Source organism: [Actinomadura] parvosata subsp. kistnae, assembly GCF_900323885.1.
Classification (GTDB): Bacteria; Actinomycetota; Actinomycetes; order Streptosporangiales; family Streptosporangiaceae; genus Nonomuraea; species Nonomuraea composti.
Genome location: NZ_OOHJ01000030.1, coordinates 744,954 through 766,464 on the forward strand (window position 1 = coordinate 744,954; position 21,511 = coordinate 766,464).

The window sequence follows — 21,511 nt, forward strand, 5'->3', positions numbered from 1 at the left end:
CTCCCCTGTCCCGAAGATGAGGCTGCTCTCATCTTTAGCGATCCCACCGTAGCTCAAGATGAGGGTGCCCTCAAAGTTGAGGCATGCCGCAGTATTCACGAGCTTGATCTACGAGGACAGCGTCGCGCCCCTCCACCAGGCCGGGCAGGTCGTGCTGTGGGACGGGCAGCATCGCATCGACGAGCACCTCACGCTGGAGTCCGCCCCGGGACACACTCCCGGCCCGTCCGTGCTGCGCCTCGCCTCGCGCGGTGAGCGGGCTCTCGGGCGGGCCGCCGACGAACGGGAGCTGCTCGTTCCCGCGCACTTCGGCGGTACGGGCGTGGTGGAAGTCCGGCGGGACGGCGACCGGTTCGCCCTCGCCCCGCCGACGTCGTTCGAGGCCGAGCGCGCTTGACGCGCCGCGCACCCCTCGATGACCGTCCGGAATAACTGGACAACACGTCCGGTTGCGGGGAGAGGTAAGTGGGCATTCCGTCCACTTATATGACCTGCCTGGGAAGGACGCGCGATGGACATGAGCAACGTCGGGATCGTGTTCGGCAGCTTGACGCCGCCGGAGGAGCTGACCGAGGGGGCGGCGCTGGCCGAACGCCTCGGCTTCGGCGAGCTGTGGTTCTCCGAGGACTGCTTCTTCACCGGCGGCCTGTCCGGGCTGACCCAGCTCCTGGCCGCCACCCGCGGGATCCCCGCCGGGCTGGGCCTGGCGAGCGTGATGACCCGGCACCCCGCGGTCCTGGCCATGGAGCTGGCCGGTCTGGCCCGGATGTACCCGGGGCGGACGCGGGCGGCCGTCGGGCTGGGCAACACGCACTGGCTCCGCCAGATGGGCCTCATGCCGGAACGCCCGCTGACCGCGGTCATCGAGACCGTCGAGGTTCTGCGCGAGCTGCTGAACGGCGCCACCGTCGACCGCCGGACGGCGACGCACCGGTTCGACGGGATCCGGCTGGAGTTCCCGCCCCGGCAGCCGCCGGAGCTGTGGGTCGGCGCGGTCAACCGGCGCGCGCTGCGGGCCGCGGCCACCGTCGCGGACGGGATCCTGCTGTCGGTCCTGGCCGGCCCCACGTACGTGAGCTGGGCCAGGGAACAGGTGACCGCCGCGGGCCGGCCGACCCCGCCGATCACGGCGTTCGTGCTGGCCGCGGTGGACGACGACGAGCGGGCGGCACGAGACGCGGTACGGGAGGCCGTCGGCTTCTTCCTCCGGGCCGAGGCGCACACCGCGCTGGTCGAGCACTCGCGGCACGGCGCCGAGATCCGCGACCGGCTCGCGAAGCTGGGTAAGGACGAGCCGTTCGTGGTCGAGGACGCCTGGATCGACGAGTTCGCCGTCGCCGGCCGCCCCGCCCACGTGCGCGAACGCCTCCAGGAGCTGCTGGCCGCCGGCGCACACAGCCTCGGCCTCTGGCTGTTCCCGCCCGATCGGCTGGCGGGGCAGCTCCAGCGGATCGCCAGGGACGTGCTTCCCGCGACGAGCTGACCCACGGGAAACCGCCCTGTCTGCGGGCCGGTCGCCCGTCAGGACCGCACGCCTCGGCCTGGCCCGAACGGCTTTCGCGGAACGGAACCGGCCCGGCCGAGCGTCACCACCCGTTCAGGGCCGCAGTGCCAGCTTGCCCACGGTGGCCCGCGCTTCCAGCTCCGCGAGTGCTTTCGGCCCCTCGGCCAGTTCGTACGTGGTGGGCCGGCCAGGGCCGAGCACCCCGGCCGCCAGAAGTTCGGACAGCTCGCCCATGACCTCGCCGAAGATCTGCGGTGCCGCCTGGATCAGGATGCCGATGTTCAGGCCGATGAGGTGGATCTGGTGCTTGTAGACCAGGTCCCCGTTGGTGATCGCGGCTTCGCCGCCGGCCAGGCCGTAGACGACGACCCGGCCGGTGACCCGCTTGGCCGCGGCCAGGCTGGCGTTCAGGGTGGCGCCGCCGGCCGACTCCAGGACCAGGTCGGCGCCCGTGCCGCCGGTCAGGCTCAGGACCTGGGCGGCGAGGTCGGCGGCGCGGGAGTCGACGACGTGGTCGGCCCCCAGCGCCCGTACCGCCTCGTGCTTGCCGGGCGAGGCGGCGGCGATCACCGTCGCGCCGTAGTGCTTGGCCATCTTCACCGCGGCCTGGCCGGTTCCGCCGGCCGCGGCGTGGATCAGCACGGTCTGCCCCGCGCTGAGTCCGCCCAGGTGCCTGAGGGCCGCCAGCGCGGTCGGCCAGTTCACGACCAGGCCCAGGGCCTGCTCGTCGGCCCAGCCCGCCGGCACCGGGACCGCGCCGGCCGCGGGCAGCACCATGTACTCGGCGAAGGCGCCGCCCGTGATGCCGACGCCGATGACGTGGGCGCCGGGTTCCAGCCCGGTCACCCCCTCGCCGACCGCTGCGACCTCACCGGCGCCCTCGATGCCCGCCAGGTACGGCGGCTGAGGGCCGCCCGCGAACGTGCCCCTGGCCTGCGAGATGTCGACGAAGTTCACACCGGCGGCGGTGACCCGGACCAGGATCTCCCCCGGGCCCGGCCTGGGGACCGGCGCGTCGTCGATCAGCCGCAGGTCCTGCGGGCCGTTGAGCGACGTCTGCTGTAAGGCGCGCATGGTGGACGGAAGGCTCATGGTGCTCCTTTGTTTGTCGAACGACAAACAAACCGTGGCATGCCCCATGATCCAGGTCAAGGTAAAGTTGGTCGAACGACAAACAAATCGGGAAGGACCTGGGATGGCCGCTCGCGGCAGGCCGCGCACCTTCGATCCCGACGCCGCCCTGCGCACGGCCCTGGACCTGTTCTGGGAACGCGGCTACGAGGGCACCTCGCTCAGCGACCTGGCCCAGGCCATGGGCATCGCCTCGGCCAGCATCTACGCCTGCTTCGGCACCAAGGAAGAGCTGTTCCGCAAGGTCATGGCGCTCTACGGCACGACTTCGGGCGAGCCGCCCAGGCGCGCGCTGCGCGAGCAGCCGACCGCGCGCGCCGCGATCCACGCGATGCTGCGCGCCACCGCCGACGAGATCACCCGTTCCGACGCCCCGCACTACTGCATGCTCATCCTGGCCGCGCCCACCGGCTCCGTGGAGAACCACGCGGTGCGCGAGTTCCTCGCCGACATCCGGCGCGACATGTACGCCACCGTCAGAGACCGGCTCGCCCGTGGCGTCGCCGACGGCGACCTCACCGTGTCCTCCGCCGAGCTCGACGCCATCGCCCGCTACTACACCACCGTCGTGCAGGGGCTCTCCGTCCAGGCCCGTGACGGCGCCACCCGCGAGGAGCTGGAAGCGGTCATCACCTGCGCGATGGCCGCCTGGGACGCCCTCACCTCCCCCGCCACCCGGTGAACGACGCCCCCTGCCCAGGCCGGCCGGCTCGAACCCGGCGCCGTCGCGGCGCGTCTATCAGTCATGCGGATCATTCCGGCGGCGCTGCTCGTGATCCTGATGGCGGCCTGTGGTTCCGTTCCTGGGCGGTCGGTGGCAGTGGGTGACGACTTCGACCAGCGTGCCCGGCAGCTCGCCGAGCGCTGGCAGGCGTCGCCCGAGCGCGGGCCGTGGACCGACGGGTTCGTGCCGTTACGGAACCTGACCCTGGAGATGGACTGGGCGCACGTCCCGAAGTGGGTGGGGCGGAGCCTGATCAACAGTGCCTGGAAGCTGGAGACGGACCTTCCCGTGCAGACGCCCGCGCCGGCCGAGCTGCGGTTCGCGGACGGCGGCAGCATGAGCGTGCCGGCCCTCACCGCTCGCGCCGCCTACGCCGGGCTCACCAAGCGGAAGTCGTTCGCCGACGAGCCGTGCCCGGCCCGGGGGTGCCGGCCGCTGCGGGTGGCCGGGGCGAGGCTCGGGCAGGCGGCCGTGCCCAGCAGCCGGGGCGAGGTGCGGGTGCCGGTCTGGGAGTTCACCGTCAAGGACGTGCCGCAGCCGTTGCGGCGGGTGGCCGTGGATCCGGCCGTCATGGGCGGGCCGCCCCGGCCGTTGCGCGACGACGTGCAGGAGGTGCGGACCTACGACACGCCGCGACCCACCGAGCTGCGGTTGAGCTATCTGCACGGCACCTGCGACACCACCTACGGCGCGCGGGTCCACGAGAGCGCGCAGGCGGTGGTCGTGGACGTCGATGTACGCGAGGACGACGTGGAGTTCTGCAACGCCATGGGCAAGACCGACCACATCGCCGTCACCCTGGAGCGGCCCCTGGGCCGCCGCGTGGTGCTGGACTACAGCAGCGGGCTCCCCCTTCTGCCGGACAGCGACATCCACCTGGCGGAGTTCAGGAACTACGATCCGCGCCGCTCCTGACCGGGCGCGGCCGGCGCCCGCCACCTGCGGGCGTGAGGTCGGAGCGAGATCGCGGCGGCCTACTTCGCGCCGGCGGTGACGAGCTTGTCGAACTCGCGGTCCGGCAGCGTCCTGTTGAGCTCCAGGAGCTTGTCGGCCATCCAGCCGACCGCGTAGCGCGTCTCGGGCTTGCCGGCCTCGACGGCCTGCCGGATGACGGCGGCGACGACAGCGGGGTCGCTGCCCGGGCTGTTCTCGCCGAGCTGCGCCTCCGCGCGCGCGGCCATGGCCTGCGCCATGTCCCGGTACGCGGTCGTGCCGGAGATCTCGCGCAGGTCCTGTGCGGTACGGTCCTCGAACCCGGTCTTGATGATGCCGGGCTGGATGACGACGACGTCGATGCCGAACGGCTCGACCTCCATGCGCAGGCTGTCGGAGTAGGCCTCCAGGGCGTGCTTGGTCGCGTAGTACCAGCAGCCGAGCGGCAGCGCGATCTCGCCGCCGATGGAGGAGACGTTGACGATCGTGCCGGACCCCTGCGCGCGCATGTGCGGCAGGGCGAGCTGGACCAGCCGGGCCGGCGCGAACACGTTGACCTCGAACTGGTCGCGCGCCAGGTCGAGGGGGACGTCCTCGGCGGCGCCGTGCAGGACGGTGCCGGCGTTGTTGACCAGGACGTCGATCCGGCCCTGCTCCTCGACGACGGTGGCGACGGCGCGCTCCAGGTCCTCCGGCCGGCGGGCGTCCAGCTCCAGGGCGTGCCCGCCGGCCTCACGCAGCTCGTCCATCAGCCGGACGCGCCGGGCGGCGCCGTAGACGGTGTGGCCGGCGCGGGCGAGCTCGAGTGCGGTGGCCTTGCCGATGCCGGCGGAGGCGCCGGTGATGAGAACGACCTTCTGCATGGTGAAACCAACCTCCTCTTCGGTCTGAGGGAACGCTAAGGTTGTGCCCAGAATCGAGGCAACTGGCGAAACTCATCTGCGCAGGTCAAAGCAACTATTCTGGTGCAATGAGCGTGTAGCTGAGTGCAACAGGGTAAGGAGGAGGCGCATGCCGGGAGGCCGGTTGACCGCCGAGGACCGCCGCCACATCGCCGAAGGGCTGGCGGCCGGGCTGACGTACGCGGAGATCGCCCGCCGGCTGGGGCGTTCCAGGTCCACCGTCACCCGCGAGATCGCCAGGAACGGCGGGCCGCACGGCTACCGGGCGGCCCGCGCGCAGCACGCGACGAGCTGGCGCGCCCGCCGCCGCAAGCGCGCCCCCGCGCCGGCGTCCCGCAGGCCGCCGGCAACCGTGACGCGGGCACGGTGCGGGAGTTCGAGGAGCGGTTCGTCGCCATGATGGTGGAGACGGGGCTGGCGCCCATGACGGCCCGGGTGTTCGCCGCGCTGTTCCTCAGCGAGAGCGGCAGCCTGACCGCCGCCGAGCTCGTCCGGCAGCTGCACGTCAGCCCGGCGACGATCTCCCACGCGACCACCTGGCTGGAGCAGCGCGGGATGGTCGCCAGGGAACGCGAGGCGCGCCGGATGCGCTACTCCGTGGACGTCGACGTCTGGTACCGCGCCTGGACGGCCAGCGCCCGGGCGATGGCGATCTGGGCCGACACCACCCGGCACGGCGCCGGCGTCTTCGGCACCGACACGCCGACCGGCGACCGGCTCCAGACCACCAGCCGGTTCCTGGAGCTCCTCGGCCACGACATGGCCCAGGCGGCCGAGCACTGGCGCCAGGCCCTCTTCCTGCGAAGCAAGCACTGAGCCAGACCCGTGCGAGGTTCCGTCCCGGAGATCAGCGGATCAGGGCGGACAGGAAGGTGCGGACGTCGGCGGGGGTCGCGCGGGTGAGCTCGCCGCCCATGCCGACCGCGACCGCCCCCGCCGCGATCCAGTCGGCCGCCGTACGCAGGGTGACGCCGCCCGTCGGGACGAGGGGCGCGTGCGGCAGCGCCCGCAACACGTCCCGCAGCGCCTGGGGCGAGCTGCCCGCGGCGGGGAAGAGTTTGACCAGGTCGGCGCCCTCCTCCAGGGCGGTCACGATCTCCGTGGGCGTGGACGCGCCGGCCACGACGGGCACGCCGTGGCGGTGCGCGGCCCTGATCACCTCGCGGCTGAGCGACGGGCACACGAGGAAGCGGGCTCCGGCCTGGATCGCGAGCACCGCCTGGGCGGCGTCGAGCACGGTGCCCGCCCCGACGAGCGTTCCCGGCGGTGCGGCGGCGCGCAGGGCGGTGACGGCGGGCAGCGCGTCCGGCGTGGTCAGCGAGATCTCGACGGCCGGCACGCCGGCCGCCGTGAGGCGGGTGCCCGCCTCGACGGCGGCATCCGGCGACGGCGCGCGCACGATGCCGATCACCCGCCGCTCCACGAGGCGGGCGGTCAGCGCCCAGCGGTGCTCAGCCACGCGCCACGACCTCGATCTCGTACACGCGGGCCACGTCGAGCGCGTTGCCGGACGGGTCGGAGATCGACAGGCGCACCTCGTCGGCCGTCACCGAGGCGGGGACGCGGACGGTGCCGGCGGTGTTCCCGGTGATCGCGGCGACCTGCTGCCACCCGGACGCGGTGTGCGCCTCGACGGTGAAGTCGCGCAGCACGTCCGTGCCGGGGACGGGCGCCTTGCCGTAGCCGGAGTGCACCCGGATCTCACCGATCGGGTACGCGCGGGCGAGCCGCACGGTGATCGACGGCGCGGTGTCGCCCTCGGCGGAGATCCACCGGCTGTCGTCCGAGCACAGCCCGTCCACGGCCTTGCCGCCCTCGGTCCCGGCGCGCAGCACCGACGACACGGTCACGGAGGCGTTCAGCGCGACGTTGAGACCGCCGGCGCCGGAGGCGAGCAGCCGGTCGGCGATCTCCGAGAACGGCCCGCCCGCTCCCGGCTCCCCGTCGCGCGGCACGGTGGCCCGCCACAGGCCGCCGGTGAAGGGCGCGGTGACGTACAGCAGGTCGGTGCCGTTGACGGAGCGCTGGGCGCGCAGCCGCTGGAGGCCCTGGCGGACGTCGCCGAGCGGGCTGAACGCCCACGGCCCCGCGCCGGACCGCTCGGCGCGCACGACCTGGCTGCGGACGCCGCCGCAGCCGCCCGCCTCGGCGACGAAGTAGATCCGGGTGACGGCACCGGCGCGGGTGACGCCGATCGTGGCCGAGTTGTCCACGGCCTGGTCGGCCCGCGCGAGGACGGTCTCCCGCTGCCAGGCGGCGCCGTCCCAGCTCGCGTAGCGCACGTCGAAGCCGGTGAACGTGCTGCCCGAACGCGCGGTCAGGTACCGGTAGGCGATGCCGGCCAGCCGGTCGCCGTACACGGCGAGCTTGGCCGTCTGGACGGCCCGGCTGGTCGAGGTGATCGTCTCGCCGTCCTCGTACGGCTGGTAGACGACGGTGTTCCCGGCGCCGGGGGCGAGCGGCACGGTCAGCGCGGCGCCGGTGACGTCGTGCCAGGAGCCGTCCGCGGGGTCGAAGACGGCGTACGAGCCGAGGTGCCGGTGCGTCGTCGCGGGCCACGGGCCCCACTCCCACAGCACGTGCACCCGCCCGGCGGCGTCCACTTGCAGGTCGTCGGGGTAGAAGGAGTAGTTGGTGCCGGAGGCGACGACGGCGACGCGGCTCCAGGTGTGGGTGGCGGTGTCGAAGCGGTACAGACGGCCGTCGCGGACGGCCGCCGCGTCCCGGTGCGCCCGGACCAGCACGTACGCGGAGCCGTCCTTGCCGCGCGCGGTGACCGGGTAGGTGAAGCCGAGCCCGGCGTCGGGCAGGGTGGCGGACGCCTCGGCCAGGGAGGTGACGTCGCCGGGCCGGGTGGCGCGGTAGTAGCGCCAGCCGTCGCCGTGCATGGAGACGAACGCGTGGATGACGCCCTCGCCGTCCAGGACGATCGACGGCTGGTTGTGGCCGACGTCGTCCACGTACGTGACGCAGGCGCCGGAGGCGTCGGGCAGGCAGCCGTCGCGCCAGGTGCCGTCGGCGGCGCGGGCGGCGATGTGCACCTCGTGGCGGCCGGCGGTGGCGGCGGGGGCGTTGTAGGCGAAGTAGTCGGTGCCGCCGAACGAGTCGAGCGGGCGCCACCAGCCGGACTGGTTGGAGGAGTCCACGGTGACGGGCACCTGCTCAAGGGAGGTCGAGCCGGCGGCGGGCACCTGCTCAAGGGAGGTCGAGCCGGCGGCGGGCAGGGGGGCGAGGCAGGCCGCGAGCAGCGCGGCGGCGGTGAGGATGACTGGGCGGAGCACCGTTCCTCGATTCATGGGAGGTGGGGGTGGAAGGTGATCCGCGTCGAGGACGGGGCGGATGAGGAGCGCCGGGCGCGCGTTCGTGCGAGCATGACGGGGACCACCTGTGTCGTGAAGGGCATGCGGTGTCGTCGGAGGCCGCCCGGTGGGCAGGGGCCGCCGGCCGGGAGTTGCCGCTCCCGGTGGCGCCGGCGTGCGGGGAGTTGCCGCTCCCGGCGGCGCCGGCGTGCGGGGAGTTGCCGCTCCCCGCCGTGCCGGGGCGGGGTCGTCGATCCCCGCCGTGCGCCCCCTGCCGGGCGGCCGTCCTACTTCTGCAGCGGTTTGGCCGTCTCGGCGGCCTTGGCCAGGGCGTCCTTGGCCGTCGACCGGCCGACGAGCACGGCCTGCACCTGCTCGGCGATGGCGGTCTCGATCTGGGCATAGCCGGCGTAACGCCAGAACGGGTTCGGGGTCGCGGTCTTGGTGATCTTCTCGGTCCATTCGGTGGTGAACGTGTCGCCGGCCACCTTCGGGTCGGCCAGGCCCGCCGTCGTGGTGGGCGGCAGCTTCACCTTCTCGAAGAACGCCGCCACCGTGGCCGTGTCGGAGGTCGCGTACGAGGCGAAGTCGGCGGCGGCGTCGGAGCCCTCGCCGTCGACGACCACGATGACGTGCCCCCACAGCAGCGCCTGCGGCGTGTCGCCGGCCTTGAGCACGGGCCTGGCGAGCGGCGCCATCTTCTCCGTCAGCGACTTGTCGGGCGACTGCGCGGCCACGACGCCCCGCGTGATGACGGCGTCGTCGTAGAAGGCGGCCTTGCCCTGGGCGAACAGCGCGCGGGCGTCGAAGCGGTCGACGTCGGGGGCGATGAGCTCGGCGTCGTACAGCTTCTTGTACCACTCGACGGCGGCCACGGACGCGTCGTCGCCGACCGTGATCGTGTCGCCCTCCATCAGCGGGCTGCCGAACGTGCGCATCCACGGCAGGATGTCCTTGAGCTGCGCCGCCTTGGTCGCCGCCGCGTACGGCGTGATGCCGCCGCCGAGCCCCGCCACCTTGCGCAGGGCGTCCTCGAACTCCTCGATCGTCGCGGGCATCCCTTCGACGCCCGCCTTCTTCAGGAGCTCGGTGTTGGCGACCAGGCCGATGGAGCCGGTCGTCCACGGCAGGCCGAGCTGCCTGCCCTGGAAGCGGCCGCTGGACAGCGCGACGTCGGTGTAACCGCCCTTGGCGGCCTGCGGGCCGAGGTCCTTCAGCCGGCCCATCGCGGCCAGGGCGGCCAGCCAGGAGATGTCGAGCTGGACGGCTCCGGACAGCTGGCCGCCGCGCAGCTTCAGCGTGACCTGGTTGAGGTACTCGTTGTACGGGAACGACGCCGTGTCGATCGTGACGCCGGTCCTGGCCGCGTACGCGTCCACGGTCGCCTGCACGGCGGCCTTCTGCGCCTCCTCGTTCAGCGACCACGACGTGAAGCCGAACGTCTTCGCCGCGGCGTCGCCCTTGGGCGCGCCTCCGCCGGCGGCGTCGGGTGCGCAGGCGGCCAGGGCGGCGCCGAGCGCGGACAGGCCGGCCAGGCGGAAGGCGGCGCGGCGGTCGAGCGTTTCCATGTTTCTCCTACGGGGTGGGGGTGGGGGTCAGCCCTTGACCGCGCCCGCCGTGAGCCCGCCGACCAGGTACCGCTGCAGGAACATGAACGCGGCGATGACCGGGAGCGAGACGACGAAGGACGCGGCCATGAGGTCCGGCCAGGCGGTTTGGAACTCCCCGAGATAGGTGTGCACCAGGCCAGGGGGCAGCGTCTGCCGGTCCGGGTCGGTGAGGGTGAGCGCGAAGATGAAGTCGTTCCAGGCGCGGACGAACGCGAACAGCCCCGCCGCGACCAGGCCGGGCGCGGCCAGCGGCAGCGCGATCCGGTGCAGCGTCCGCCAGCGGGAGGCGCCGTCGATCGCGGCCGCCTCCATCAGCGTGGACGGCACCGTGTCGAAGATGCCCTTCAGCATCCACACGCACAGCGGCAGCGTGAACGTGGTGAACGACAGGATGAGCGCGGCGTAGCTGCCGAGCAGGCCCGTCGCGCTGAAGACGGCGTACAGGGTGACGAGCAGCAGCGCCTGCGGGAACAGCTGGGAGGCGAGCACGAGGTGCATGAGCGACTTGCGCCCGCGGTAGCGGAACTTGGAGAACGCGTACGCCATGTACGCCGACACCACGACGCTGAGCAGGGCCGTCACGACGGACACGACGACGCTGTTGACGAGGTAGCCGAACAGCTGCTCGTTCTCGGCCAGTTTGGTGAAATGGTCGAAGGTGATCTCGGCCGGCACCAGCGAGGGCGGGAAGGTGAAGGCCCGCTCGTCCGGCGTGAACGCGGTGACGACCAGCCAGTAGATCGGGGCGAGCCCGAAGAACCCGATGACCGCGACGGCCGCCCAGACGGCGGCGCGCGAGCGCGGCCGCCTCCGCCTCGGGGCGCGGGCGAGCGGGACGGAACGTGACAGCGTGGCCGTCATGCGTTCTCCTTCCTCAGGTAGAAGGCCATGAGGACGAGCAGCAACAACATCCACAGGCCGCCGAGCGCGGTGGCGTGGCCCAGGTCGAAGCCCTTGAACGCGGTGTCGTAGACGGCCACGGCGAACGTCTTCGTCGCCCCGGCGGGGCCGCCACCGGTGAGCACGTAGATGGTGTCGAAGTGCTGGAAGTTCCAGATGAACTCCAGCAGGAACGCGATGCCGGCGATCGCGCGCATGTGCGGCACCGTCACCGACCGGAAGCGGCGGATCGCCCCCGCGCCGTCGACGGAGGCGGCCTCGTGCAGCTCCTTCGGCATCGTCTGCAGGCCCGCGAGCAGCATCACCATCATCCAGGGGAAGCTCGCCCACGTCTTCGTCACGATCACCGCGACCATGGCGGTGGCGGGCGTCCCGAGCCAGCTCACGTGCGTGCCGAGCAGGCCGTTCAGCACGCCGTAGTTGGCGTTGAAGATCCACAGCCACAGGAACGAGACGACCACGCCGGGGATCACCCACGGGAACAGGAACACGCCGCGCAGCCAGCCGGGCAGCCCCGTGTTGAGCGCCAGGGCGAGCGCGTACCCGATGACGAACGGCGCGATCGTCGCGCCCAGCGTGAACACCAGCGTGTTGCGCAGCACCGGCCAGAAGTCGCCGCCGAGCAGGTCGGCGAAGTTGGCCAGCCCGACGAACGCGCGTCCCGGACGGACCAGGCTCTGCTCGAAGAAGCCCGTGACCAGCGCCGACACCAGCGGGTAGGCGATGATCGCGCCGAACAGCGCCAGGCCCGGCACCATGAGCAGCCAGGCGAACTGGCCGTCGGTCAGCCGCCGGTTCACGCGGTACCCGCCCTGCCCGCCGCACTGCCCGCCGGTGGGGCGGCGTGGACCGGGCCGACGTAGCCGAGGCCGATGCTGATGGAGTCGGCGGTCTCGATGACCGTGCGGGCCAGCTCGGCCTCGCGCGCCTCCAGCGCGATCGCCGACAGCGGGCCCGAGATGGAGATCGCCGCCACCACCGCGCCCGACATGTCGCGGATGGGCGCCGCGACGCAGGCCCGGCCGAACGCCAGCTCCTCCACCTCGGTCGCGTACCCGCGCCCGGCCGCCGCGGCCAGCTCCTCGTCGAGCCGCTCGTGCGTGACGATCGTGCGCGAGGTGAACGCCTGCATCGACGCCTCCGGGACCAGCTCGCGCCGCTCCTGCGGGGTGAGCCCGAGCAGCAGGCACTTGCCGATGCCCGTCGCGTACAGCGGCTTGCGCTGGCCGGTCAGCACGAACGAGCGGGGCGCCAGCCTGCCCTCGAAGTTGAGCAGGTAGAACATCGACTCGCCGCGCCGCACCGCCACGTTGACGCCGAGGCCGAGCGCGGCGGCGAGATCCTGGGCGACCTGGCGGGCCTCGCGGTGCACCGGGTTCTGGTTGAGCGCGACGCCGCCCAGCGTGATCGGCGCCGTGCCCAGCCGGTAGAGGCCGCTGACCTCGTCCCGCTCGACGAACTCCAGCGTCTCCAGCGTGGCCAGCAGGCGCGACGCGGTCGAGACGCCGAGCCCGGTGGCCTTGGCGACGTCCGACACGCGCAGCTCCGGCCGGCCCGTCAGGAACGCCCGCAGGACCGAGATGGCCCGCTCGACGCTCTGGTTGTTGCTCTGATCGGAAGCCACCCTGTCTCCATTGCAATTGGCTTGCACTATGTGGGATGGTCACGCACATGGCGCAAATCCGTCAAGTGCGATGTTTCCCGGTGAAGCTCCGGCACCGCGACGCCTACCTCGGCGCACCCGCGCAGGAGGAGGGCTACTTCGTCCGCCCGCCGTGGCGCAGCCTCTACTCGGCCCGCTTCGAGACGCTGCTCGTCTCGATCACCGCCGACGACGGCACCACCGGGTGGGGCGAGGCGCTCGCGCCCGTCGCGCCCGAAGTGCCGGCCGCGATCGTCGAGAAGCTGCTCGCCCCCGTGCTCGTCGGCGAGGACCCCACCCGGATCCGTCCGCTGTGGGACAAGCTCACCGGCCTCATGCGCGAGCGCGGCCACCTCACCGGCCACCAGGCCGACGCGCTCGCCGCCGTCGACATCGCGCTGTGGGACCTCACCGGCCGCCTCACCGGCCGCTCCGTCGCCTCCCTGCTCGGCGGCGCCTTCCGCGCGAGCATCCCCGTGTACGTCAGCGGCCTGCCCCGCCCCACCGACGCCGAACGCGCCGAGCTGGCCCGCGAATGGGCACTCAAAGGTGCCACCATGGTCAAGCTGCACCTCGGGCACGGCGTCGAGGAGGACCTGGCCACGTACGACGCCGTCGCCGCCTCCGGGCTGCGCGTCGCCGTCGACGCGCACTGGGTCTACGACGTGCCGCAGGCCGTCCGCCTGGCCCGCGGGCTGGCCGAGCGCGGCGCGCTGTTCCTGGAGGCGCCGCTCGCCCCCGAGGACGTCGAAGGCCACCGCGAGCTCGTCCGCCGCGCCGACCTGCCCATCGCCGTCGGCGAGACCCTGCGCAACCGGTACGAGTTCGCCCACTGGCTCGGCCGCCGCGCCGTCGGCCTCGCCCAGCCCGACGTCGGGCGCACCGGCATCACCGAGCTGATGTCCATCGCCGAGCTGGCCGCCGCGCACCACGTCCGGGTCGCGCCCCACCACTCCACCGGGCTCGGGGTGGCGCTCGCCGCCGGCCTGCACGTCAGCGCCGCCCTCGGCAACCTCGCGTTCTTCGAGTACCAGCCCACCACCTGCGAGGCGGCCGGCGCCGTCCTCACCGCGCCGCTGCCCGGCGACGCCACCGGCTTCCCCGTGCCGTCCGGGCCCGGCCTCGGCGTGGACGTCGACCTCGGCGCCCTGTGACCCACCGATGCTGTTTGAGAGGGAGTAACCGTTGGTTCTGTCTGGACTGATCCCCATCCTCGCCACCCCCTTCACCGAAGACGGCGAGCTCGACCTGCCCGGCCTGCGCAGGCTCACCGAGTGGCAGCTCGACTCCGGAGCCGACGGAGTGGCCGTGTTCGGGATGGCCAGCGAAGGCTTCGCCCTGACCGCGGGCGACCGCGCGCGCGTGCTCGCCGAGGTACGCGCCGCCGCCGGCGCCGCACCCGTCGTCGCCGGCGTCGGCGCCACCAGCACCGCCACCGCGCTCGAACAGGCGCTCGCCGCCCGGGACGGCGGCGCCGACGCCCTCATGGTGCTGCCGCCGTACCTGGTCAAACCGTCCGGGGCGCAGCTCGTCGACTTCTACGGCGCCGTGGCCGAGCGTGCCGGGATCGACGTGATGGTGCAGGACGCGCCCGGCGCCACCGGCGTCAGCATGCCCGAATCGCTCATCGTCGAGCTGAGCAAGCTCGACGGCGTCACCTCCGTCAAGGTCGAGGCGCCGCCGACCGCGCCCAAGGTCGGCGCCGTCGCCGCCGGCGTCCCCGACGGCTTCGCCGTCTTCGGCGGGCAGAACGCGCTGTTCTGCCTGGAGGAGTACGCGCTGGGCGCCATCGGCACGATGCCCGCCTGCGAGTTCACCGACCTGCTCGCCCCGGTGCTCGCCGACTGGGCCGCCGGCCGCACCGCCCAGGCCCGCGCGGGCCACGCCCGGCTCCTCCCCCTGATCCGCTTCGGCATGCAGCCGGGGCTGGCCTGGGCGGTGCACAAGGAGGTGCTGGTCCGCCGCGGCCTCATCACCTCGGCCACGGTACGCTCCCCCGCCCGCCCCCTGGACCGCCACACCCGCATCCTCCTCGACGCGCTCATGGCGGAACTGTGGTGACGGCCCCCGACGACCCGCCACGCCCGACCGGCGGGGCGGCGGTCGGTGGCGCGACGCGTGGTGCCCCGACCGGCGGTGGCGCCACGCGTGGTGACACGACGACCAGCGGCGCGGCGGGCGGCGGCACGGCGACGGGCGGCGGCACGACGGGCCGGGCGCCGGAGCCCCGAGCGGAGCGCCGAAAGCGCCAAGGCCGGGGAGCGGAGCGCCGAAAGCGCCAAGGCCGGGGAGTGGAACGCCGAAAGCGCCAAGGCCGGGGAGTGGAACGTCGGAAGCGGTGGAGGTCGGGAGCGGGCCTACGGCGCGGGGCGTGCTGGTGGCGGGTGGCAACTCCGAGATCGGGCTGGCCATCGCCCGCGCGTTCGCCGGGCGGGGTGACCGGGTGGCCGGGATCGGGCTGCGGCCGTGCGCCGACCCCGTCTACGACACCTTCATCGTGCGTGACTGCGCCGTCCCCGACGAGGCCGGCGCTGCCGTCGCCGAGGCCGCGCACGTGCTCGGCCGGCTGGACGTCCTGGTGCTGGCGACGGCCGTGATGCCGGTCGCGCCGGTGGTGCGCACCACCGACGAGCAGTGGCGGGCCGCGATCGGGGCCACCCTGGACGCCGCCTTCCACCTGTGCAGGGCCGCGCTGCCCCGCCTGGCGCCGGGTTCCGCCGTCGTCGCGGTCAGCTCGGTCAACGCGTTCCTGGCCGCGCCGGGCGTGCCCGCGTACGCCGCCGCCAAGGGCGGGCTGGACGCGTTCGTCCGCCAGCTCGCCCTCGAGTACGGACCTGCCGGGATCCGCGTCAACTCGGTGGCTCCCGGCCTGATCGGCGGGGACGACCTGGAGAACGCCGCGGAAGGCTACCCGCTCGGCCGCACCGGGACGCCGCAGGACGTGGCCGAGGCGGTGGCCTTCCTCGCCTCGCCCGCTGCCGCGTTCATCACCGGCGTGGTCCTGCCGGTGGACGGCGGCCTCTCGATCACCTCCCCCGCCGCCTACCTGCGCCCGGACCTCCGGGCCCGCTTCCTCCCATGACCGGCCGCACACCCGGCCGGGAGCCCTGCGCCGCGCGGAAGGCCGATGCCGGGGCCGGGCGGGTCGATGTGGTGGGGGTCGGGGAGGCCATGGTGTTGCTGGAGGCGGATGACCTCGTGGGGGCGGAGCGGTTCGGCGTCTCCGTGGCGGGGGCCGAGCTGAACGTGTGCACGGCCGTCGCCCGGCTCGGGTTGCGGGCGGCGTTCGCCTCGCGGGTCGGGACGGACCCGTTCGGGATGCGGGTGCTGCGTGACGCGGCGGGAAGGGGCATGGACACCGGGCTGGTGATCACGGATCCCGGCCGGCCCACCGGCGTGTTCTTCAAGGAGATCAGGCCGGACGGCGGGCGGCGCGTCCACTACTACCGGACGGGTTCGGCCGCCTCCGCGATGGACGTCCCCGACGCGGCGCCGATCCTGGCCCGGCGTCCGCGCGCGATCGTCGTGTCCGGCCTGACCGCCGCGCTCGGGCCGGGGCCGGCCCGGCTGGTCGCCGCCCTGTGCGAGGGGGCGGGGACGCCCTGGTCGTTCTCGACCCGAACCTGCGGCCCGCCCTGCCGGTGGACGCGCTCGCGCCGCTCCTGCCCAGGGTCGGGCTGCTGGTGCTCGGGCAGGACGAGTCGCGGGTGCTGTTCGGCGAGAGCGACCCGGCGCGGGTGTTCGCCGCGGCCAGGGCCGCCGGGGTGGGCGAGGTGGTGCTCAAGGGCGGCCCCGAGGGTGCCTGGTACGCGGGGGACTCGGGGCCCGAGCACGTGCCGAGCGCCGCGCGCGAGGTGCGCGACCCCGTGGGGGCGGGCGACGCGTTCCTCGGCGGCTACCTGGCGGCCAGGCTGTCGGGAGCCGCACCGGGCGCGGCCACCCGCCTCGGCGCCGAGCTGGCCGGACGCGTGATCGCCACGCCCGGCGACACGTCCGGCCTCCCCGCCCCGGACGTCGCCCGCGCCCTGCTCCGCGACGCCCTGGCAGAGGAGGGCGCGGCTCGCCGATAGAAGAGAGAAGGCGTTACGTGACGGTGCCCGCCGCCTTTTTGCGGGTGCGGCGGTCGGGCACCGGGGAGCGGCCGGCGGCGTGGTCGGCGAAGGCGTCGGCGGCCGTGGCGGCGTCGCCGTCGCGCAGCAGCGTGACCAGGCGGCCGTGCTCGTCGGCCATCGCCCGCCAGTCGCCCTCGAACAGCGGGTCGGCGATGGCGCGCAGCGCGCGCAGGTTCGGTTCGAGCACCTCCCACATGCGGGTCAGGAACGGGTTGCCGGCGATCTGGACGACCCGGGTGTGGAAGGCGATGTCGACGTCGCGGAAGCGGCCGACGTCGTTGACCCGCACGGCCTCGTGCATCTCGGCGACCACCTCGTCGAGCTCGCCGAGCTGTTCGGCGGTGATGCGCTCGGCGGCCATGGTGGCGGCCAGGCGCTCGAGCGGCTCGCGGACCTGGCGGGCGTATTCGGCGTCCTGGGTGGAGATCTCGACGACGAAGTTGCCGCGCCGGGGCACGTGGACGAGCAGCCCCTCGCGGGCGAGCTGCTTGACGGCCTCGCGGACGGGCGCCTGGCTCACCCCGAGGCGGCGGGCGATCTCCGATTCCACCACGCGGTCGTTGGGGGCGAGGTCGCCTTCGACGATGGCCTGCCGGAGCAGCTCGTACACCCGATCGGAGATCAGGGTGGGGCGAACGGAGTCTTTGCTCGTGGCCAGCCGCGAGGCGAAGCCGCTCACTTGCGGTGTCGATGCCATGTGTTCCCCATCATGCGCTGTCGCGTCCCCCTGTTCATCATAAGAGTGATCATCGCTTGGCAGGTATCGATGGTGACAGCCGGTCGGCGAGCCAGGCGAGCTTGACCACCTCGTGGTCGGGGCCGCCGCCTTCGTGGTCGTTGAACGGGTAGACACTGATCCGCTTGTCGCCGGCCGGCAGCGCGGCGCGCGTCCCGTAGTGGTTGAAGGCGGCGTAGACGGTGGACGGCGGGCAGATGCGGTCCATGAGGCCGACGGAGAACAGCGCGGGAGCGGTGGCCCGGCGGGCGAGGACGGCGGCGTCGAAGTAGGACAGGGTGCGCAGCACGGTGTCGGCGTGCGCGCGGTGGAGTTTCACGTACCGGGTGATCTCCACATAAGGCGGCTGGTCGGTGAAGGTGGCGGCGCGCGGGAAGCAGCACAGGAACGGCACGTCGGGCAGGACCGCCTGGAGGCCGGGCGTGAGGCCGGCCGCGGCGAGGGCGATGCCGCCGCCCTGGCTGGTGCCGGTCACAGCGACCCTGGCGGGGTCCACCGCGGGGTGGGCGCGCACGGCCGCCACGGCGCGCACGGCGTCGGTGTAGAGGCGGCGGTAGTAGTAGCGCTCGGGGTGGAGCACGCCGCGGGTGAGGAAGCCGGGCGCGGCGACGTCGCCGGTGGCGACGTCGGGGTCGGGGGTGTCGGCTCCCTGGCCGCGGCTGTCCATGACGAGGTGCGCGTAGCCGGCGCACGCCCAGAGCCGTTTCTCGTGCGGTACGCCGCGCCCGCTGCCGTAGCCCAGGTACTCGACCACGGCGGGCAGCGGCCCGGTCCGGGTGACCGGCAGGTGCAGCCAGGCCCGGACGGGATGGCCGCCGTAGCCGGCGAAGGTGACGTCGAAGGTGTCGATCGTCGCCAGGCCGTTCGCCACCGGCTCGGCCGTCATCGCCAGGTCGTGAGCGTCGCTCTCGGCCAGGGTCTTCGCCCAGAACGCGTCGAGGTCGGGCGGCTCGGGCAGGGCCGGCCGGTACTGCTCAAGCTGGTCAAGCGGCAGATCGAACTGTGCCATCGCCCACCAATCATCGCTTATCGATCGTCAACCGGTGCATCGAAGCAGGGGCTCCGATCGTTGTCAACCTGAGGCATCAGGCCGTACGCGCGCCGCGCGGCGCCGCTCAGCACGAGGCGCCGGCCGCCGCTCAGCACGAGGCGGCGGCCGGCGTCGTCCAGCGCGGCCGGCCCGCGCCCGGCCAGCCGCAGCGAGGCGGCGCGGGAGCCACGGGCCAGGCAGATCGGCCCGTGGGAGCCGATCATGCACCGGGCGGGGCCGAACTCCGCGACCGCGTGCCCGACCAGGGCGGCCACCCGCTCCTCGGGCACGCCGTGCCGGGCCAGGAGGGGGACGAGCGCCCGCCCGCCCGCCCGGTGGCGTGGCCTCCCAGAGGCGCCGCCGAGCCGCATGCCGTTCGGCCGGGTGCGGTCCAGCAGGTCGGCGAAGCGCGCCGGGCCGAGGTCGTGGCAGGTGTTGAGGTTGCCGACGTGGCCGAGGATCAGGCCGGGGTGCCGCAGGCGCAGGTCGCGGAGCAGGACGTTCTCGGCGCGGTCCCCCTGCGACGCCTCGACCAGGATCGCGCCCGCCGGCCCCGGACCCGCGCCGGACGCGGCCAGTATCGCGCCGCTCAACTCCAGGCCCGCGCCGGAGGCGGCCAGGGCGTCGGCGGTGAGCGCGCGGTGGTGCGGCGAGCCCGGCCGGATCCAGGGATGGCCCTGGGCGGGGTCCCAGGGGTGGACATGGCAGTCGGTCACGTCGGCTCCGTGTTGACAGGCGGATTCGGGCTCAAGAAGATTCATATCATCGGCTATCGATGAACGATTGGTGTTCTCATGCGCATCTCACACCCGCCGGCGCTGCGGGCGAGCCGCACCGTGACCGACCCGCCCGCGTGGGCCGGGCTGCAGCGCGAGCTGTTCGCCGCCCAGGAGAAGGCGTGGCGGATCTTCTCCGGCCGCTACACCGAGGGCGACGGCCGGCTGGTCTTCCGCGACCGGCTCGGGCAGGGGCTCGACGGCCGCGACGGCGTGGACGACTTCTACGAGGCGTTCTTCAACTGGCCGACCCTCTATCTGCTCGGCGGCAGCGACGACGTGCTGGCCGCGGCCCGCCGGCACTGGCGGGGCGTCACCACGCAGCTCAGCGAGATGGGCATGCTGCTGGACGGTTTCGAGCGCGGCTACGACTGGTTCCACCAGGGCGAGGGCCTGCTGCTGTTCTACGGCCTGTGCCTGGCCGAGCCGGAGGACGGCGAGCTGCGGGAGCTGGCCGCCCGCTTCGGCGACCTCTACCTGCCCGGCGGCCCCAACTACGACCCGGAGCACCGGGTGATCCGCGCCCCGCACAACGGCGCCGCCGGACCGCGCTGGGGCTTCAGCGACGCTGACGTGTCCTTCCCGTGGAGCCTGGCGCTGCGCCCCTACGGCCTGCCGCTCGACTGGATCGACGAGGCCGCGCCGTTCGACGACCTGGCCGCCGACCCGGCGCGTGCCCGCGCGTACGGCAAGGTGATGTGGGAGCGTATGGGCCGCGGCGACACGATCGTCAACCTGGCCGCGACCAGCCTCGTCGCCAACGCCTACCTCCTCGGCGGCGAGCAGCGCCACGCCGCCTGGGTGCGCGAGTACGTGGACGCCTGGCGGGAGCGGCTGGACGGCCGCGAGATCGTCCCGGACAACGCCGGCACGCACGGCATCGTCGGCGAGCACCTCGACGGCCGCTGGTACGGCGGCCACTACGGCTGGTCGTGGCCGCACGGCCTGCCGCCGGTCGGCAGCGCCGCGATCATCGGCGCGGCCAACGCGGCGCTGCTGACGGGCGACCGTTCCTATCTGGAGCTGGCCCGCAACCCGCTGGACGCGGTGCTGCGCGAGGCGGCGCCCCGGCGGCCCGCCGAGGTGCGCACGATCACCAAGCGCTGGCGGCCCCACCTGCGCGGGCTGGCGGACGAGCCGACGCTGCTGGCCCCGATGCGCCGCGACGACTCCGGCTGGTTCGACCTCAACGTCATGCCGACCCAGCTCCCGGTGGCGCTGTGGCACTTCAGCAGGGACGCCGCCGACCGGGAGCGGATCGACCGGCTGCGGGAGGCGTCGAGCTGGGACTGGACGGCGGTGCACACCCAGCGCACCAAGGAGGAGTCGGGCCACGAGGAGCCCTGGTACGAGTATCTCGCGGGGCGCAACCCCGGCTACCCCGAGCGGATGCTGCGCAGTGCCGCCGACACCTGCGCCGAGCGGGTCGCCGCGATCGAGAACGACCCGGTGGATGCGGCCGTCGGGCCCGACGCGTCCGGCATCCACGACTGGCAGGACCGCAACCCGGTCGTCACCGAGGCGCTGCTGCAGCTCACCACCGGCTCGCCGCAGGTGCTCTACAACGGCGGCCTGGCCCAGATGCACGTGCGTTACTTCGACGCCGGGCGCCGCCGCCCCGGGCTGCCGCCGGACGTGGCGGCGCTGGTGTCGGCCATCGACCCGGACCGCACGGTGATCGAGCTGGTCAACCTGGGCGGCGCGGAGTGCTCGCTGGTGGTGCAGGGTGGCGCGTTCGCCGAGCACCGCATCGACACGGCCGGCGCAGACGACGAGCCGCCCCGGCCTGTCGGGGGCCCGCACGTCGGCGTCCGGCTGCCGGCCAGGACGCAGGTGCGGCTGACGCTGTCCATGACGCTGCACGCCGCCCGGCCCGTCATCGCGACGCCGCCGTGGGAGGTGGCGGGATGAGCGTCGCGCTGCCCCGGCTGGGGCTCGGCACTGCGCCCATCGGCAACCTGTTCGCGCAGGTGAGCGAGCGGGACGCGGCCGCCACGGTGGCCGCCGCCGTGGCCGAGGGCATGACGTACTTCGACACCGCGCCCCGCTACGGCCACGGGGTGGCCGAGGACCGCCTCGGCCGTGCCCTCGCCGAGGGCACGGCGGGCGGAGCGGCGGCGGCGCGGCGGGCGGCGCGGTGGGTGGCGCGGCAGGTGGCGCGGCTCCTCAAGCGGTGGTCTCGACGAAGGCCGGGTGGCTGTTGCGGCCCGGG

At 73.7% G+C, this 21,511-nt stretch carries 22 protein-coding genes and 2 pseudogenes; 13 read left to right on the plus strand and 11 right to left on the minus strand.

Annotated features, from left to right (window positions below; genetic code table 11):
• Nucleotides 1-103: 103 nt before the first annotated feature.
• Nucleotides 104-397, plus strand: coding sequence for an MBL fold metallo-hydrolase (locus KIS93_RS59200; RefSeq protein WP_329607741.1), 294 nt, complete (start codon nucleotides 104-106; stop codon nucleotides 395-397).
• A gap of 114 nt (nucleotides 398-511) precedes the next feature.
• Nucleotides 512-1,483 (plus strand): LLM class flavin-dependent oxidoreductase, encoded by a 972-nt coding sequence (locus KIS93_RS59205; protein WP_080039792.1) that lies wholly within the window; start codon nucleotides 512-514, stop codon nucleotides 1,481-1,483.
• A gap of 114 nt (nucleotides 1,484-1,597) precedes the next feature.
• Here KIS93_RS59205 and KIS93_RS59210 read toward each other — a convergent pair whose 3' ends face one another.
• A complete protein-coding gene (locus KIS93_RS59210) occupies nucleotides 1,598-2,596 on the minus strand; it encodes an NADPH:quinone oxidoreductase family protein (RefSeq protein ID WP_080039793.1) in 999 nt (332 codons plus the stop codon).
• Between the two features lie 103 nt (nucleotides 2,597-2,699).
• On the opposite strand from KIS93_RS59210, the gene KIS93_RS59215 reads away from it, so the two are divergent.
• Together KIS93_RS59215 and KIS93_RS59220 are read left to right on the plus strand one after the other, a co-directional pair.
• The gene (locus KIS93_RS59215; RefSeq protein ID WP_080039794.1) at nucleotides 2,700-3,317 is read left to right on the plus strand and encodes a TetR/AcrR family transcriptional regulator; all 618 of its coding nucleotides are present in this window, start codon (nucleotides 2,700-2,702) and stop codon (nucleotides 3,315-3,317) included.
• Nucleotides 3,318-3,380: 63 nt separating this feature from the next.
• On the plus strand, nucleotides 3,381-4,274 hold the full coding sequence (locus KIS93_RS59220; RefSeq protein ID WP_080039795.1) for a hypothetical protein: 894 nt from the start codon (nucleotides 3,381-3,383) through the stop codon (nucleotides 4,272-4,274).
• Between the two features lie 59 nt (nucleotides 4,275-4,333).
• On the opposite strand, the gene KIS93_RS59225 is transcribed toward KIS93_RS59220, so the two are convergent.
• Nucleotides 4,334-5,155, minus strand: a complete 822-nt coding sequence (locus tag KIS93_RS59225) for an oxidoreductase (protein WP_080039796.1) — start codon at nucleotides 5,153-5,155, stop codon at nucleotides 4,334-4,336.
• A gap of 148 nt (nucleotides 5,156-5,303) precedes the next feature.
• Here KIS93_RS59225 and KIS93_RS66950 point away from each other — a divergent pair, with 148 nt between their 5' ends.
• On the plus strand, nucleotides 5,304-5,594 hold the full coding sequence (locus KIS93_RS66950) for a helix-turn-helix domain-containing protein (protein ID WP_246005542.1): 291 nt from the start codon (nucleotides 5,304-5,306) through the stop codon (nucleotides 5,592-5,594).
• The gene (locus KIS93_RS66955; RefSeq protein ID WP_246005543.1) at nucleotides 5,561-6,010 is read left to right on the plus strand and encodes a GbsR/MarR family transcriptional regulator; all 450 of its coding nucleotides are present in this window, start codon (nucleotides 5,561-5,563) and stop codon (nucleotides 6,008-6,010) included. Before KIS93_RS66950 ends, KIS93_RS66955 begins: the two co-directional genes overlap by 34 nt.
• A gap of 31 nt (nucleotides 6,011-6,041) precedes the next feature.
• Here the strand turns inward: KIS93_RS66955 and KIS93_RS59235 are convergent, their stop codons facing one another.
• From KIS93_RS59235 to KIS93_RS59260, 6 genes are all read right to left on the minus strand, one after another.
• Nucleotides 6,042-6,653 carry a bifunctional 4-hydroxy-2-oxoglutarate aldolase/2-dehydro-3-deoxy-phosphogluconate aldolase gene (locus tag KIS93_RS59235; RefSeq protein ID WP_080039798.1) on the minus strand — a complete coding sequence of 204 codons (612 nt, stop codon included), beginning with the start codon at nucleotides 6,651-6,653 and terminating at the stop codon, nucleotides 6,042-6,044.
• On the minus strand, nucleotides 6,646-8,475 hold the full coding sequence (locus KIS93_RS59240) for a BNR-4 repeat-containing protein (protein ID WP_186405099.1): 1,830 nt from the start codon (nucleotides 8,473-8,475) through the stop codon (nucleotides 6,646-6,648). Before KIS93_RS59240 ends, KIS93_RS59235 begins: the two co-directional genes overlap by 8 nt.
• A gap of 305 nt (nucleotides 8,476-8,780) precedes the next feature.
• The gene (locus KIS93_RS59245) at nucleotides 8,781-10,061 is read right to left on the minus strand and encodes a type 2 periplasmic-binding domain-containing protein (RefSeq protein ID WP_080039800.1); all 1,281 of its coding nucleotides are present in this window, start codon (nucleotides 10,059-10,061) and stop codon (nucleotides 8,781-8,783) included.
• Nucleotides 10,062-10,088: 27 nt separating this feature from the next.
• Nucleotides 10,089-10,964, minus strand: a complete 876-nt coding sequence (locus KIS93_RS59250; protein ID WP_080039801.1) for a carbohydrate ABC transporter permease — start codon at nucleotides 10,962-10,964, stop codon at nucleotides 10,089-10,091.
• Nucleotides 10,961-11,803 carry a carbohydrate ABC transporter permease gene (locus tag KIS93_RS59255; RefSeq protein ID WP_222108115.1) on the minus strand — a complete coding sequence of 281 codons (843 nt, stop codon included), beginning with the start codon at nucleotides 11,801-11,803 and terminating at the stop codon, nucleotides 10,961-10,963. Before KIS93_RS59255 ends, KIS93_RS59250 begins: the two co-directional genes overlap by 4 nt.
• Nucleotides 11,800-12,627, minus strand: coding sequence for an IclR family transcriptional regulator (locus tag KIS93_RS59260; protein ID WP_080039802.1), 828 nt, complete (start codon nucleotides 12,625-12,627; stop codon nucleotides 11,800-11,802). The genes KIS93_RS59255 and KIS93_RS59260 overlap by 4 nt, the downstream gene beginning before the upstream one ends.
• Before the next feature lie 80 nt (nucleotides 12,628-12,707).
• Here KIS93_RS59260 and KIS93_RS59265 point away from each other — a divergent pair, with 80 nt between their 5' ends.
• The 5 genes and pseudogenes from KIS93_RS59265 (at nucleotide 12,708) to KIS93_RS68140 (ending at nucleotide 16,715) form a co-directional block, all read left to right on the plus strand.
• Complete coding sequence (locus tag KIS93_RS59265) at nucleotides 12,708-13,799, plus strand: mandelate racemase/muconate lactonizing enzyme family protein (protein WP_222108116.1); 1,092 nt, start codon at nucleotides 12,708-12,710, stop codon at nucleotides 13,797-13,799.
• A 31-nt stretch (nucleotides 13,800-13,830) separates the two neighbouring features.
• Complete coding sequence (locus KIS93_RS59270) at nucleotides 13,831-14,706, plus strand: dihydrodipicolinate synthase family protein (protein WP_080039804.1); 876 nt, start codon at nucleotides 13,831-13,833, stop codon at nucleotides 14,704-14,706.
• A 310-nt stretch (nucleotides 14,707-15,016) separates the two neighbouring features.
• Complete coding sequence (locus KIS93_RS59275; RefSeq protein WP_222108117.1) at nucleotides 15,017-15,727, plus strand: SDR family NAD(P)-dependent oxidoreductase; 711 nt, start codon at nucleotides 15,017-15,019, stop codon at nucleotides 15,725-15,727.
• An 89-nt stretch (nucleotides 15,728-15,816) separates the two neighbouring features.
• Nucleotides 15,817-16,107, plus strand: a pseudogene (locus KIS93_RS69455) (PfkB family carbohydrate kinase); the annotation flags it as partial.
• Between the two features lie 119 nt (nucleotides 16,108-16,226).
• Nucleotides 16,227-16,715: a PfkB family carbohydrate kinase gene (locus tag KIS93_RS68140; RefSeq protein ID WP_186405100.1), complete on the plus strand. Its 489-nt coding sequence runs from the start codon at nucleotides 16,227-16,229 to the stop codon at nucleotides 16,713-16,715.
• A 13-nt stretch (nucleotides 16,716-16,728) separates the two neighbouring features.
• On the opposite strand, the gene KIS93_RS59290 is transcribed toward KIS93_RS68140, so the two are convergent.
• Genes KIS93_RS59290 through KIS93_RS59300 form a run of 3 tightly spaced genes read right to left on the minus strand, consistent with a single transcriptional unit; the run spans nucleotide 16,729 to nucleotide 19,239 of the window.
• Nucleotides 16,729-17,454 carry a GntR family transcriptional regulator gene (locus KIS93_RS59290; protein WP_080039807.1) on the minus strand — a complete coding sequence of 242 codons (726 nt, stop codon included), beginning with the start codon at nucleotides 17,452-17,454 and terminating at the stop codon, nucleotides 16,729-16,731.
• A 49-nt stretch (nucleotides 17,455-17,503) separates the two neighbouring features.
• Nucleotides 17,504-18,502, minus strand: a complete 999-nt coding sequence (locus tag KIS93_RS59295; RefSeq protein WP_080039808.1) for an acetylxylan esterase — start codon at nucleotides 18,500-18,502, stop codon at nucleotides 17,504-17,506.
• A gap of 17 nt (nucleotides 18,503-18,519) precedes the next feature.
• Complete coding sequence (locus KIS93_RS59300) at nucleotides 18,520-19,239, minus strand: hypothetical protein (RefSeq protein WP_080039809.1); 720 nt, start codon at nucleotides 19,237-19,239, stop codon at nucleotides 18,520-18,522.
• A 78-nt stretch (nucleotides 19,240-19,317) separates the two neighbouring features.
• Here KIS93_RS59300 and KIS93_RS59305 point away from each other — a divergent pair, with 78 nt between their 5' ends.
• Complete coding sequence (locus KIS93_RS59305) at nucleotides 19,318-21,210, plus strand: DUF8034 domain-containing protein (protein WP_080039810.1); 1,893 nt, start codon at nucleotides 19,318-19,320, stop codon at nucleotides 21,208-21,210.
• A pseudogene (locus tag KIS93_RS68145) lies at nucleotides 21,207-21,383 on the plus strand (aldo/keto reductase); the annotation flags it as partial. The gene KIS93_RS59305 and the pseudogene KIS93_RS68145, both read left to right, overlap by 4 nt.
• Nucleotides 21,384-21,511: the final 128 nt, after the last annotated feature.